We start from the raw sequence: 13,986 nt of genomic DNA, 5'->3' as shown, positions 1-13,986 counted from the left end.
CTAGTACTTCGTCACACAAATTTTGACTAGTTGAGAGCACCGTAAGCTCTCTCTAGTTTTTCACGTGCTGAATCAACATTAAACATCCAATTTATACTGGCGCCTTCTTTATTTCGGCGCCATTCCCACGCCGTGAGCTCTGTCTTTAACTCTTCCATACTTGCTATGCGCCGATCTAAGCATTGCTTATTCATATTGCCAATTTCTATCTCGACCATATTCAACCAACTCGCATGTTTAGGTGTGTAATGGAACTCTATTTTATTTAAAATACGTCGTGCTTCTTGCGGTGAAAATGCTTTATATAACGCACCTTCCGTATGAGTCGATAAGTTATCTAGCACGACACGAATTTTATTCGCATGTGGGTAGTGTTCATCGACTAAGTCCTTCATACAGTGAGCAAAATCAACTTTCGTTTTCCTCTGTGTTGCTTTAACGTGCCGCCAACCCCGATGACGGTCAAAGAATACAAATAAGTTAGCCACGCCAACCCGTTTATATTCATAATCTAGGCGTTTTACCTGTCCCTTTTTCATCGGTTGTACTGGCCGTGTATCATCAACAAGTTGCTTCATCGCCTCATCAAAATTAATAATAGGATTGAGCTCATCCGCTGGCTCAGCATATAATTCAAGTACATGCTCCATTCTTGCAATATACTCAGCGTCCATTGTTGCCACACACCACATCTTTTTTTGCCAGGGCTTTAACGCATTTTCTTTAAGGCGTCTACGAACAGTTTCATATGAAATACTGTCTAAATCCGTTAATGTTATTAATCGCTCGCCAAGTAACGCTAATGTCCATCGGCAGTGTCCTGTTGGCGGCTCAGAACAGGCTGTGGCTATTAAAGTTACTTCATCTTTCGCGGAGGTTTTTCTCATAGCACCACTTCGTGCACCTTCATTTAAAGCGGCTTCTAAACTGTCTTCGACAAACTGACGTTTGACTCGAAATACAGTTGAAGAGCTCACTTGAACCGCTTCACATATTTGATCTGTTGTATATCGACAACGGTCCGCTTTTAATAAAATGGCGGCTCGTTTGTACTTTCGAACATTGACCATGCCTTTTTTGCAGTAGTTAACTAATTCGCATTTTTCTTCTGCTGATAATTCAACAATATACTTTCGGTTCATAACAATATTAAATGAGTAAATATGAGTTAAAGGATCGTCAATTAGGATAAAAGTTCATTATGAATAAAGAAGAGTTGCCGTCGTTCACTGTGAAACAAGGGCAGTATTTGGCATTTATTTATTACTACACAAAAGTGAATGGTGTTGCACCTGCTGAAAATGATTTTGAGCGTTATTTTGGGACTGCATCATCAAGTGTTCATGCAATGATTTTAACGCTTAAAAAGAAAGGGTTCATCACTTCAACTGCTGGAAAAAGCCGAACGATAAAGCTATTGATAGGAATAAATCAGTTGCCTGAATTTAAGTAAGGCAACTGATCAGAACTTCTGTGAACGAGTACTAGGAAGTAAAGTAGGTGTTTTTCGCTGTGCATTTTTAACCTTTTCGGTAGGGGCGTTGATCACTGGGTTACTTATCTTTTATTTTGAACCTAGGCATGCGCTAACCCTGTTGGATGTGCCAAAGTGGCAATTATTAGGGGCAATGTGTGGAGTACCCTATATCGTGATAATGGTGTTTGTTGTGCAGCGAATTGGCACTGCAGTCGCAACGGTTGCGGTAATATTCGGTCAATTATTTATGAGTATGTTAATTGATAATTTTGGTTGGCTTGGTAACGATGTGATTGCTTTTTCGCCAAGTCGTATTGGCGCTGTAATATGTTTGGGTATTGCGCTGTATTTTATTCATGCAAGTGGTAAAGATACAGCAAAAACTGAGAGTTAGCCTTGAAACAATAAAAATTTGGCTGAGGTGATAACTTGTAACAGGGGGGTTATCACCTGATTTGAGCTGAGATTTTTTCCCCGCCTTAGGCTTGATACGCTTTAGAATGAATCATTTTAGTCTCGAGTGTATTAGAATAGTACGCTCTCGGCCTTGTATTTTCTTTCGTTTCGCTTTGAGTTGTTGTTCTTAGCCATGCAAGATAGTTAATTTGGCTGTAATTTCTAACAAAAGGTAATGAAAGAATAATGAATACAAAACTGTATAAATCAGTATTGAACTTAGCCGGTGAGCTAATGAATGCTGCACAGCAGCAAGATCAAGTTACGTTCGATTCACTCTATGGGCAGCTAAAAGCACTGTGTATTGAGCATGAAAATACTGAGAAAGATCATCCTGTACAGTGGGAAACGCTCGCTGATTTTACCGATGAGTTTGCCGATGCGTTGTTGATCTATGAAAAAGCATTAGCTAAAGCTAACGCCATCAATGCGAAAGATTATATGTCGTCAATTGGTTATGCGATGGCAACTATGCATGTTGAACTAGGGCAAACCGAAGCTGCTATCGCAAGTTTACAAGCTGCGCAGGTTAGCGCAAATAAAATTCCTGATAAAGCGCTGAAAGCTGAAATAGCTCAGCTGCTACAACAATTACAGTAAAATTAGCTCGTTGATTATGTTTAAGAGGTCACAATAAATGGATGTTACGCTAGGCACTAGCCCTGAACTGATTGCGCAAGCGCATGCTATTCGCCACCAGGTATTTGTGATCGAACAAAGTATTCCTAAGCAGTTAGATTTAGACGGTTGCGACGAACGAGCTGTGCATGTGGTGGTAACAGATGGCGGTGCTTTAGTCGCTACTGCGCGGTTAGTGAAACGTAACCCACGGTGTGGCGTTATGGCAAGGATTGCAGTGTTAAAGCAATACCGAGGATCCGGCATTGCTAAATTGGTTATTAATGCCTTGTTATCACATGCTGGTAAAATTGGCCTTGAGATCATTGAAATTCATGCACATGCCTATTTGCAAGGCTATTACGAAAGTTATGGTTTTAAATATATTAAAGATGTTGAAATAGTTGGCGAACACCAATTTATTGAAATGCAATGCAGTTTAAAAAGTGAAGTGAGGTAACGCCGTAATGCGCGACGAATTAAGGACTAAGATCATTCAAGTTTGTGACAAAAAAATAGCGGCGAAGGGAGGTAATGTTGGGCTGTCATTTTATGCTTTTTTTGCCAACAAAAATGATGATCCAGAATTACTTATGGAAGCTGCGACATGGTGGATACAAACCCACCAATTAGATCACTTTGTTAAAGCGCAGATCATTAAAACCATGATTGAAAATAATCTGTAATAGCGTGTAGATATTTGATTGTATATTAACCACAATAGCGGTTGAGATATTTATTTTAGTGGGGAATAGGGCTGGTGGTTGGTAGTTGGATTGCCCAAGGGTTTGGTTTACTGAGCTTTGTTTTAGCATTGGTGTGCTTTTATCAAAAGGATGATCGTCGTTTAAAAATAATGATGGTGGTGATGAATCTAAATCATGCACTGCACTTTTATTTACTCAATGCTATCACTTCATCATTGTGCTGTTTATTTTCAGCGGGGCGTACAGCCGTATCAATGCGGGTGAAATCGGTGTGGATAGCAGCCATTTTTATTATTTTAACCGTGGTTATCGGTTATCTAACAGCCCAGCAATGGACGGATTACCTTGCGATTGTTGCCGCCTGTTTGGGTTGTTTTGCACTATTTTGCTTAACGGGCATCAAAATGCGTGTTTTGCTGTTTGCAGGATCGTGCCTATGGTTGGCAAATAATATAATTGTTGGCTTTATTGGCGGCGTGTTATTGGAAGCGACTGTTATTGTTATTAATTTATCGACTATTTATAGACTACATAAACAACGCTTTACTCGTGAGGCGCTGACTGAACACGGTTGATAATAAAGGGCTTAGCAAAGCCCTTCACAGTAAATGTTAGTTATTGTCTGGTTAACTCAAACATTTGATTTTCTGCTCCTGAGGTACATGTCCATTGCAGAATATTAGCATCATCGGCAGTTTTGCTGTCTGCGACGTCTAAGCACAACTCACTATTTCGGTTGATGATACGCCACTTACCAGAGCCGGCACTTTGAAAACGAAACTGCTGGTTATAGCTCCCTGTGTATGTCCAGATATTGATATTTTCACCCGCTGTAGTTGAATGCGTATAGACCTCTAACCCTTTAGAAGGAGCATTGACTGGTGAAATACGATGCCACACCCCATCGACTGTTGAAATATTAAATTTTTGGCAATCATTATTAAGCCAAGACCACTGCCTAACATTTGCCCCATCTTCACTTTGACAGTTAGCAATATCTAATGATGCACCACTGTGTTTTGGGGTAATGCGGTAAGTACCATTGACTTGTGTATTGGTTGGGTTGCCATTATTGCCGTCGGTATAACCATTGTAGACTTCAAACTCTGCAATTTGCGGTACGCCATTGGCGGAATGAATCACAAAACTTACTTTGGATAAGTTAGTGTTAGAAAAAGTGATTACATTTGGCACAGCACCACCGTTAGTAAGTGTTACACCTGTATCGTAGTTCACTAAAGACCAAGCTGTAATGCTTCCTTTACTAGCTGGGGTTTCAATTATTTTAATCGCATTTATGGTGGTGTTAAGGTTTTTAATATTGATCGTGCCCGTGGTAGCTGACGGTGACCAGTAAGTTGACATATCGCCGTCGTTCACATTGCCATAACTCGAGCCACTGGCTTTAGAACTGCCATCAACACCGGCACTAATAGCTAGATTTTCCCCTGCTGGTGTTGGCTCAGGTGTTGGATCTGGATCCGGTGTTGGATCGGTGGGTGTGGTTGTTCCACATTGACCATTTGATGTTTGTAAGCCTTTGTTCGCGCCAGCCGTTGCTGCAATGATGTTGGGTATACACTGTGCATTATCAAGTTGATAGTTATAAGGGATGTTGATTGTTGTGGTTGAGGTTGGATTAGGGCCTGCTGGGTGAAGCTTGTTTTCTTGTTCAGACCAATCGATATTATCCCAAATGTTGCCGCTGACTTGCCAGTAACCCATGTCATTTGTATAAAAAGTGCCGAGTGGATCTTTGGAATTTTTAAAGTAGTTGTTTTCGGCGCGCATTTTACCGCCAATTCGTGGATTCATGCCCGATGACACGAGTCCATAGTAGTAGTTGTTGTAAGCATGCGCTGTCGCGTGTCTTAGTAAAGGCGTGCGAGAATTAATATTTTCATAGTAATTGTGATGAAAAGTAACAGGGCCGTTAGTATCGTCACTATCACTTGAGCCAACGAGACCACCGCGTCCAGAGTTGCGCAAAATACTGTAAGATAATGTCACGTATTTGGTATTACTCTTCATATCGAACAAAGCATCATATCCTGAACTTTCGCCACCACTGGCCTCAAGTGTAACGTGATCGACCCAAATATTTCTGACGTTTGACTCCATGCCAATTGCATCACCGCCGTTGGAGGTGGGGGAGCCTGATTTTTTGACGTTTCTAACGTGAACATTTTGAATAATGATATTTGAAGATGAACGAATATGGATGCCTAATTGGTCAAAAAGAGCACCGCTACCAACACCGATAATAGAAACATTACTAATTTCTTTTAGTTCAATTAGATCTGGCCCAGTATTGCAACTATCTCCAGATACTTTACTGGTGTTGCCATGATTGATGGTGCCTTCAACGTGGATGATAATTGGTGTGTCACCTGATGCTCGGTTACATAAAGCCTGATGAATTTGGGTTCCAGTTGTTGCATAAACAACATCGCCACCAGCACCACCGGTTGTACCACCATTCGTTGCGGCAAAGCCTGACGCATTAGCAAGTGCACTGTTTCCATATATAGCAGTTGTTATGGCCAAAGCATGCAAAGAATATTTAAATAACGTACGTTTATTCATTGGTTGTTCCTAATTATTGTATGTTCAGATCAAAACAATCAAATAAATTAATTGTTAAAAATGTTAACACGATCAAGTCCTGTTTATGCTTGCACTGCAGTGCTACCGGTGGCATTATTGCGCTAAAAATGACTTTCTGCAATGCTAATTACTGATTGATTAGTTTTAATTTCATTATTTAGTTTTGTTTTTATGCGTTTTAAATAAATATATTTAATTAAAATTAACAGGTTAGGCTTTGTTTTAATTATTTTAAAAAATATAAAAATAATAACGATTTATTTTCTAGTTTTTATTATAGTGTTTTTTTGACACTTGAAATTTAGTTAACATTTGTTCCTTTATTGTTTTTTGATATGACTAGATATTAGCATGCTACGGGGCTGGTTCTAACGCAGTATAGATATGTTTTATGGATGAGTTAGTTGTTTATAGGTGTTGTTGTGAAGTACTAGAGCATGTTGACCTTTCAGAATTAAAATTTGTTTAATCTAGGAGTGATTTAATCGTGACAAGAGGTTTGTAACCTCGTTGGCTCGATAACTGCTACCGCGTTATTCTACTGGCGGAAGTAATCTGAGCTTCGGATAATAAATCCATCTCCAGCGGCTATTTTTCAATGTTAACTGCGTTGAATTTATTTGTAATAGGGCATGCTATTGACGCGTAAATTCTCCTTATTTTCCCTGAAAATTTTGGCTGGAGAGTAAAAGTAATATTAGTGATTTAAATCAATGCGTTAGAAAACACATGAACCAAAATTTAGGTTAAGCAACAAAGAGTTAATCGCACTTAGACAGACCACGTTGGCTTGCGAGTTTTTTGAATTTATGATTATTTATAAATACTTACGGTAAAAACTATACTCTAAGAAAGTGTTACACGCTGTGGCATTTTTTATATTTTTTACCACTACCACACGGGCATTCATCATTGCGGCTAATTTTTATATCTGCAACAGGGAAGATCTCACCATCGAGATAACGCCACTGGCCATCTTCTTTTATGAAGCTTGATTTTTCATGCAGTTGGCAAAACAAGTTTTGATAAAAATAGCTAACACAAAATTCAACACAACCAGTGTACTCTTGCTGATCTGCACTGATCACGGCTAATTTTATAAAGCGGCAACTATTAGCAAAATCGGCAATTTCTCTGAGTGGGTTTGCTGCTTGTTTTTCTTGTGCATAAGTTTGGTAAATATACTTAGCATTTTTTAAGGCATAAGCAACAAAGCGAGAGCGCATTAGTTGCTCTGGGCTTGTTGCTTGTATATTGCCTAAATGCAATTTTTCACAGCAATCGCTATAGCTTTGTTCGCTGCCACATAAGCAAAGACTGTCAGTGAGTGAGGTCATAATTAAAATACGCTTTATTAAAAAACGGCATTTTAACAGCTTATTGTGCTAATGCTATCTCTGTAGCTTGTTGGGTTTTAGTAAAACAGTATAGTTTTGCACTGGCTTGATCTAACTTTAATGACAGGTTAGCTATTTGATTGTCTCTCACAATGTCTGTCCAGGAGATCACCGCTGCAAAGTTACCGTTATGTAGTGCAGAATTTAGTACATACTCTAAATTAACCAGATGCTTTTGCCTGATCACTAATAGTTTACTGGTATCAATAGAACATGAATCGAGTAAAGCTTTACTTGGTACGTGATCCGGTGCAATCAGTAACGTCCATGCGTTTTTATTATTGTAATGGTGTAACACCTTTAGAAGTTCAAAAGTTGCAGAGATCTCATCTTCTATCTGAATCAAATTTACTGATGCGCTTAAATTATCTTGTTGATAGCTTTTAACTGTTCTGACGGTAATTGGCTGTAACATAAGTTTCACTCACTGGTTGTTTATACAGTACTCATATACAGTAGTTTATACAGTGTTTGTGTGCAAGTGTTTTTTGCTATCTTTTTGAACGATTTTTATATTTATTTGATACCATCAGCTTAGGAAATGTGCATAAAATAAAATAATTTTTATAAAACAATATATTACTTAGTTACATTGAGGTGGCAATTGATTTTAATGAAAAGGGTAGATTAGTCCCTTTTTAAGGTGAGTTGGGGATCAGGTGAGCAAACTGCTGTTGGTGTATTTGCTCATACAGTGTTGCTGCATAACACTGGGCATCTTTAAAGCGGCGGGTGGTTAGATGTTTACGTAAATCAGTTAAGGCAGTTGCTGCAGGCTCATAGCCTTGGCTACTGGCTAAACTTAGCCATACCGCGCCATGAAAAACACTAGTAGGTACGCCTTGGCCTTTGATAAAAAATAATCCGAGATAAAATTGGGCTCGCTGATTACCTGACATTGCAGCTAAGCGCATCCATTTAGCTGCGAGAGGAGGTTGATCATTTTTTAAATAATACAGGGCTTTATTAACAGTGTTATCAGGAGTATCAGCTTTAACCGCACTGTGTGGGGCTTTGCTCGGTTGGGTGATAAACGATAATACGTTTTCTAACTGTTGTTCTAAATCTAAGCCAATTGGCGAGGTATCTGTCATAGTGCCACACATATTATTGTTGTCATTTACCTGCTCAGTTTAGTCTAATATCAGGTTAATTGTCCTGTTATTCTTGAAATATATGATAAAATCACGCAATTATTGTCATCTAAAATGAAACTCACTTATGCTCGACGCGTTATTTAAAATTAGCGACCACAACTCGACTGTGCGCCGCGAATGTATTGCTGGTCTCACTACCTTTATTACTATGGTTTATATTGTGTTTGTCAACCCTGCTATGTTGGCTGAAGCTGGTATGGATCAAGGTGCTGCGTTTGTGGCAACTTGTATTGCTGCCGCTATTGGCTGCTTTATCATGGGCTTTTGGGCAAATTATCCGTTAGCTTTGGCTCCTGGTATGGGGCTTAATGCCTTCTTTACTTATGGTGTTGTATTAGGTATGGGCTATACCTGGCAAGCAGCATTAGGGGCTGTGTTTATGTCGGGCTGTATTTTCTTGTTCCTGAGTTTGTTCAAAGTCAGGGAGTGGATAATTAATGCTATTCCATTGGTGTTAAAGCAAGCCATTGCAACAGGAATTGGAGCGTTCTTAGCGTTAATTGCGCTTAAAAATGCCGGGATCATTGTGGCCAGCCCTGCAACATTAGTGCAGCTGGGTGATATAACGGCTGCCGGTCCATTGTTGGCTATTTTTAGCTTTTTTGTTATTGCAGCGCTACTTTATCGTGATTTTAAAAGCGGTGTTTTGATCAGTATTTTATTAGTAACTGTGATCGCGCTAAGTCTGGGTTTGGTAGAGTATCAAGGCGTGATATCTATGCCACCTTCAATTGCGCCTACTTTTATGCAACTTGATTTTTCAGCGGCATTTGAGTTGTCAATGCTTAGCGTCATTTTTGCATTGTTGTTCGTTGATTTATTTGATACATCAGGCACTTTAGTTGCGGTAACTCAAAAAGCAGGCTTAGCGGACGAAAAAGGTAATATGCCACGTTTAGGACGAGCATTAAGTGCTGATAGTGCCGCAACCATTGCCGGTTCAGTATTGGGCACTTCGACCACAACCTCATATATAGAGTCAGTTGCAGGGGTGTCTGTGGGTGGCAGAACAGGACTTACAGCTGTGGTTGTAGGAATGTGCTTTTTATTGATGATGTTTTTTGCACCTTTGGCGAAAATGGTGCCAGCTTATGCAACTGCGGGAGCTATTTTATACGTGTCGGTGCTAATGCTACAAAACCTCAAGTTTGTAAATTGGGATGATATGACAGATGCCATTCCAGTGAGTGTGGTATTACTGATGACGCCGCTAACATTCTCCATTGCTCATGGCATTGCACTGGGCTTTATTTCTTATACAGCTGTTAAAGTATTGTGTGGTAAACGAGAACAAGTAAGCATCAGTGTGTGGATATTGACAGCGATGTTTGTGATAAAATTTGCGTTTTTATCCTAAGTTAATACAAAGAAAAAGTGGTTTACCACTTTTTCTTTGGTGCAAAAAGCACGTCTAAATCATCTTGTTCTTGCTCTGCTTTTTTCTTCAGTGCAGTTGCATTGGAGGCTTTAAGGTCGGTGCTTATTGCTTCTAAATAACCTTCGAGTTCTTGGCGTTTTGTAGTTATATAATCGTCGCTATAAGCTACTGCTGATACAGTTGCGTACGCTTTTTCAAAGTATTGGCGTGCAGAACCGACCATATTCGCAGAGCGCGCTGAGATACCTCGTTTAATCTGGCTTTCAATATTAATTCGTAATTGGAGCTTTTCTAAGCGCTTGTCTTCAGCAATAAAAATTTGGCTGTCTACTTTTCCTTTACCATGCTCTGAGCGAAGCACTGCACGTACTTTCTTGATACCTTGAATAAGTGCTATTAATTGCTTGTCGTTATCGGGTAACACTAAGTTTTCTGAGTTAGCGGTGTCGATTGAGTTCCCTAAACGTTCATTGGCTTCTTTTAAGCGATTCTTTAACTCTTTTGAATTAGGAGATAGCTGCACCATTGCTGCTAACGCATCATGAATACGCCGTTGCAGAATACGTAAAATATGTTCTGACATAGGTATGTTGGCGCTATTTACTAGAACATCTTCTGATTCTTCAATGATTTTTTTTTGTTTGGTTAAGTCTTTACGGCGTTCTGTTTCTTGTTTCTCTTTATGCTGTTGTACCGCACTGACCCAGAGGGCAATGACAATCAGTGCAACAATCAACATAATAATAATAGAAACGATCATGGTTTAGGTCTCAAATTTCACAAGCTAATAATTTTAATCTTACATTAAATATATGCTAACGGGATAGTTTTGCGCGGCTTATGTAAAAAAGAATTCACTTTCTCATCATTTATTACTATCTGCGTATGATATTTTTTCATTTTGCGCGTCAGCTCAAAAGATGGCTACCTCAAGACGAGGGATTATGCTAGCCTAAGCAAATAACCTTATAAATACGATTCCAGACAGCCTTTTTCTATTGTTAATCAGAAAAAACTTGGCTTGACGCGATGTAGCATTTATAAATAAGCAGTATAACTACACTAAAAAATGCAGCCATGAAATTACAACAACTCAGATACATCGTCGAAGTCCAAAATCATAAACTTAATGTTTCAGCAACCGCTGAAAGTTTGTTTACCTCACAGCCAGGTATTTCTAAGCAAGTACGTATGTTGGAAGATGAGTTGGGCGTGCAGATTTTTGGGCGAAGTGGAAAACACTTAACCCACGTTACCAGCGCGGGCACTGAAATAATTAATATTTCCCGTGAGATCCTTTCTAAAGTAGAGGGTATTAAGGCGGTTGCAAATGAGCATACATTACCTGATCAAGGTAAGTTGAATATTGCCACCACACATACCCAAGCACGGTATGCACTGCCAAGTGTGATCCAAGGATTTATGAAAAAGTACCCTGCGGTGTCATTGCACATGCACCAAGGTACGCCGCAGCAAATTTCTGATGCTGCTGCTCGAGGCGATGCTGATTTTGCAATTGCCACTGAAGCACTGCATTTATACTCTGATTTAGTAATGTTACCTTGCTATCACTGGAATCGCAGTATTGTGGTGGCAAAAGACCATCCACTAGCTAAAAAAGCAGAGTCGCTGACCGTTGCCGATATTGCCCAGTATCCACTTATTACTTATGTATTTGGTTTTACTGGCCGTTCAGAACTTGATAAAGCATTTAATGCGCAGGGACTTGAACCACACATTGTATTTACAGCAACTGACGCCGATGTGATTAAAACCTATGTACGCTTAGGTTTAGGTGTGGGTGTTGTAGCATCAATGGCGATTGATCAAATTGCAGATACCGATTTAGTGTGTATTGATGCAAGCCATTTATTTGAAGCCAGCACCACTAAAATTGGCTTTAGAAAAGGCAGCTTTTTACGTACGTATATGTATGATTTTATAGAGCGTTTTGCACCACATTTGACCAAAGAGCGGGTTGAGCGAGCGAGTTTACTACGTAATCAAGATGACGTAGATAAGCTGTTTGAAGATATAGAGTTACCGGTTAAGTGACTTTAATCTTTTGAAAACAAAAAAGCCGCATATTGCGGCTTTTTTAATGACTATAAAACTTAACACTCAATTATATTTACAGCTAAGCCACCGCGAGCGGTTTCTTTATATTTAGTTTTCATATCGTTACCAGTATCAAGCATGGTTTTAATAACTTTATCCAATGATACTTTTTGCTCGCCACTGCCACGAATAGCCAAACGCGATGCATTAATTGCTTTGATAGCTCCCATCGCATTACGTTCAATACACGGCACTTGTACTAATCCACCGACAGGGTCGCAGGTTAACCCTAAGTTATGCTCCATGCCAATTTCAGCGGCATTTTCTACTTGTAATACACTGCCACCGACAATTTCAGTCAGTGCACCAGCAGCCATTGAACATGCGACGCCAACTTCGCCTTGGCAACCAACTTCAGCACCTGAAATTGAGGCATTCTTTTTATACAGGATGCCAATTGCAGCGGCAGTTAATAAATAACGAGTTGCAATATCGCGGTCTATTTCTTTAATGAATGTGTGGTAGTACATTAATACCGCAGGTAAAATACCTGCTGCGCCATTAGTTGGGGCTGTAACTACACGGCCACCTGCAGCGTTTTCTTCATTAACAGCAAGGGCAAACAAATCCACCCAGTCCATTGCGCGTAGGGGGTCATTGCTGACTTCAATATTGAGCTTTAAGTACAGGCTAGGGGCGCGACGTTTAACTTTCAAACCACCAGGTAAAATTCCTTCGGTGCGCATACCGCGTTCAATACAGGCTTTCATTACTTGCCAAATATTGAATAGTTCATCTTTTATTTCATCTTCTGTGCGTAAGGTTTTTTCATTTTTCATCATCAAGCTTGATACGCTATAGCCTGACTCCTTACACATTTCTAATAATTCTTTGGCACTGCCAAATGGAAAGGGGGCTGGATTTTCTTCACGGACAGTGAGCGCAGCTTGTTTTTCGTTTTCAAATTCTTCATCGGTAACAATAAAACCGCCACCAATTGAATAGTAAACTTTACTATGGAGTTTTTCGTCGCCTTTAAAAGCAATGATCTCCATTGCATTTGAGTGTTTTGGCAAAGTTTTACGACGGTGGAATACAATCGCTCCTTGTTTTGGAAACTTTGCTTGATGCACTTGATTTAAGTGGATCACTTGTTCATTTTCAATTTTAGCGAGAATATCGTCTACTAAATCGGCATCAATGGTTTCCGGATCATAACCCGCAAGTCCGAGGATAACTGCTTTGCCTGAACCATGGCCGATACCTGTTTGTCCCAATGAGCCATATAGCTCAACTTTAATGCTGGTGACATCGGTTAACAAGTTTTGTTGTTGTAGTTCGTTAACAAATAAACGCGATGCGCGCATTGGGCCGACGGTGTGTGATGATGACGGGCCAATGCCAATACTAAACATATCGAATGCACTGATCATAATAACTTTACTCTACTTTTACTCAGCACGATTGCTGCCTTTGAACGGTCGCACATAATAACGCGTAATTGTACCCTTGTAACCCTTTGCAATTGAGATTTATACTGGTATGGCAAGCTGTTTTGTAAAGTTTTTAATAATGCTAGCAGTGGCTCCCCAAAGTAGTCCGTAAGGAGTTGAAAAACCTTGTAAAGTAATAGTTTTGCCAAAGCGATGAAAAGGTAAGGGTTGCCAATTGTTTACATCAGCGAGTGCGCTGACGGGCAGCAAAAAACTGGCGGCCACTTCATTTTGGTCTGCATGCCAATGTGTATCTGGGGCTAATACACCAACGAACGGTGTAATCGTAAAGCCGGTAAGAGTTGAGTAATCGCCTAATTGACCGATGACAGTGACATTTGATGGGGCGATATTTAGCTCTTCACTAAGTTCACGCAGTGCAGTATGGCGTAAGTTTGCATCGCTCAACTCATGCTTACCACCTGGTAAGCAAATTTCCCCAGGATGGTGATTTAAGAACATTGGGCGTTTGCATAGTAATATGTGCGCGCTGTTATCTACATCAATCAGCGGTAACATAACGGCACTGGCTCGTTGAGGACGTTGTTTAAAATGTCTCTTATCAGCTGGCTGTATATACTCATTGGCAGGCGCAGTTAGCTGAAAACGAGCCATAAGCTGTTTGCTATTCACACAGG

Annotated in this window: 16 protein-coding genes; 8 read left to right on the top strand and 8 right to left on the bottom strand. The window is 39.9% G+C overall.

The features are described 5' to 3' along the window. Positions 1–26 precede the first annotated feature (26 nt). Positions 27–1,142 carry an IS630 family transposase gene (locus H5154_RS12210; RefSeq protein ID WP_182718443.1) on the bottom strand — a complete coding sequence of 372 codons (1,116 nt, stop codon included), beginning with the start codon at positions 1,140–1,142 and terminating at the stop codon, positions 27–29. A 59-nt stretch (positions 1,143–1,201) separates the two neighbouring features. On the opposite strand from H5154_RS12210, the gene H5154_RS12205 reads away from it, so the two are divergent. From H5154_RS12205 to H5154_RS12180, 6 genes are all read left to right on the top strand, one after another. Beyond that, on the top strand, positions 1,202–1,453 hold the full coding sequence (locus H5154_RS12205; RefSeq protein ID WP_149983453.1) for a LexA family transcriptional regulator: 252 nt from the start codon (positions 1,202–1,204) through the stop codon (positions 1,451–1,453). Next, entirely contained in the window at positions 1,431–1,871 is a 441-nt protein-coding gene (locus H5154_RS12200) for a DMT family transporter (RefSeq protein ID WP_182718446.1), read from the top strand. Before H5154_RS12205 ends, H5154_RS12200 begins: the two co-directional genes overlap by 23 nt. Positions 1,872–2,116: 245 nt before the next feature. Beyond that, a complete protein-coding gene (locus H5154_RS12195) occupies positions 2,117–2,533 on the top strand; it encodes a tetratricopeptide repeat protein (RefSeq protein ID WP_182718445.1) in 417 nt (138 codons plus the stop codon). 37 nt (positions 2,534–2,570) lie between these two features. After that, positions 2,571–3,011, top strand: a complete 441-nt coding sequence (locus H5154_RS12190; protein ID WP_182718442.1) for a GNAT family N-acetyltransferase — start codon at positions 2,571–2,573, stop codon at positions 3,009–3,011. A 7-nt stretch (positions 3,012–3,018) separates the two neighbouring features. Continuing rightward, positions 3,019–3,237 (top strand): DUF6500 family protein, encoded by a 219-nt coding sequence (locus H5154_RS12185; RefSeq protein WP_182718441.1) that lies wholly within the window; start codon positions 3,019–3,021, stop codon positions 3,235–3,237. Between the two features lie 74 nt (positions 3,238–3,311). Continuing rightward, positions 3,312–3,833: a YgjV family protein gene (locus tag H5154_RS12180; protein WP_182718440.1), complete on the top strand. Its 522-nt coding sequence runs from the start codon at positions 3,312–3,314 to the stop codon at positions 3,831–3,833. 40 nt (positions 3,834–3,873) lie between these two features. On the opposite strand, the gene H5154_RS12175 is transcribed toward H5154_RS12180, so the two are convergent. The 4 genes from H5154_RS12175 to H5154_RS12160 form a co-directional block, all read right to left on the bottom strand. Then, complete coding sequence (locus H5154_RS12175; protein WP_182718439.1) at positions 3,874–5,844, bottom strand: RICIN domain-containing protein; 1,971 nt, start codon at positions 5,842–5,844, stop codon at positions 3,874–3,876. Between the two features lie 878 nt (positions 5,845–6,722). After that, positions 6,723–7,202, bottom strand: a complete 480-nt coding sequence (locus tag H5154_RS12170; RefSeq protein WP_149982847.1) for a YchJ family protein — start codon at positions 7,200–7,202, stop codon at positions 6,723–6,725. 40 nt (positions 7,203–7,242) lie between these two features. Then, the gene (locus tag H5154_RS12165) at positions 7,243–7,677 is read right to left on the bottom strand and encodes a SulA-like leucine-rich domain-containing protein (RefSeq protein WP_182718444.1); all 435 of its coding nucleotides are present in this window, start codon (positions 7,675–7,677) and stop codon (positions 7,243–7,245) included. Positions 7,678–7,900: 223 nt separating this feature from the next. Further along, on the bottom strand, positions 7,901–8,356 hold the full coding sequence (locus tag H5154_RS12160) for a sel1 repeat family protein (RefSeq protein WP_149982845.1): 456 nt from the start codon (positions 8,354–8,356) through the stop codon (positions 7,901–7,903). A 127-nt stretch (positions 8,357–8,483) separates the two neighbouring features. Between H5154_RS12160 and H5154_RS12155 the strand changes: the two genes are divergently transcribed. Further along, positions 8,484–9,776, top strand: a complete 1,293-nt coding sequence (locus tag H5154_RS12155; RefSeq protein ID WP_182718438.1) for an NCS2 family permease — start codon at positions 8,484–8,486, stop codon at positions 9,774–9,776. A gap of 22 nt (positions 9,777–9,798) precedes the next feature. Here H5154_RS12155 and H5154_RS12150 read toward each other — a convergent pair whose 3' ends face one another. Continuing rightward, on the bottom strand, positions 9,799–10,557 hold the full coding sequence (locus H5154_RS12150; protein ID WP_149982843.1) for a hypothetical protein: 759 nt from the start codon (positions 10,555–10,557) through the stop codon (positions 9,799–9,801). Positions 10,558–10,874: 317 nt separating this feature from the next. Here H5154_RS12150 and cysB point away from each other — a divergent pair, with 317 nt between their 5' ends. Next, on the top strand, positions 10,875–11,852 hold the full coding sequence (cysB, locus tag H5154_RS12145) for an HTH-type transcriptional regulator CysB (RefSeq protein ID WP_145241047.1): 978 nt from the start codon (positions 10,875–10,877) through the stop codon (positions 11,850–11,852). A 59-nt stretch (positions 11,853–11,911) separates the two neighbouring features. Here cysB and H5154_RS12140 read toward each other — a convergent pair whose 3' ends face one another. Further along, a complete protein-coding gene (locus tag H5154_RS12140) occupies positions 11,912–13,288 on the bottom strand; it encodes an L-serine ammonia-lyase (RefSeq protein ID WP_145241045.1) in 1,377 nt (458 codons plus the stop codon). Between the two features lie 99 nt (positions 13,289–13,387). Then, complete coding sequence (locus tag H5154_RS12135; RefSeq protein WP_310736242.1) at positions 13,388–13,981, bottom strand: CoA pyrophosphatase; 594 nt, start codon at positions 13,979–13,981, stop codon at positions 13,388–13,390. Positions 13,982–13,986: the final 5 nt, after the last annotated feature.

Origin of the sequence: Pseudoalteromonas sp. SR44-5, assembly GCF_014163675.1 — a bacterium.
Lineage (GTDB): Bacteria > Pseudomonadota > Gammaproteobacteria > Enterobacterales > Alteromonadaceae > Pseudoalteromonas > Pseudoalteromonas rhizosphaerae.
The sequence above is the reverse complement of the archived record's forward strand: the minus strand, read 5'-3'. Positions and strand labels throughout refer to the sequence as shown.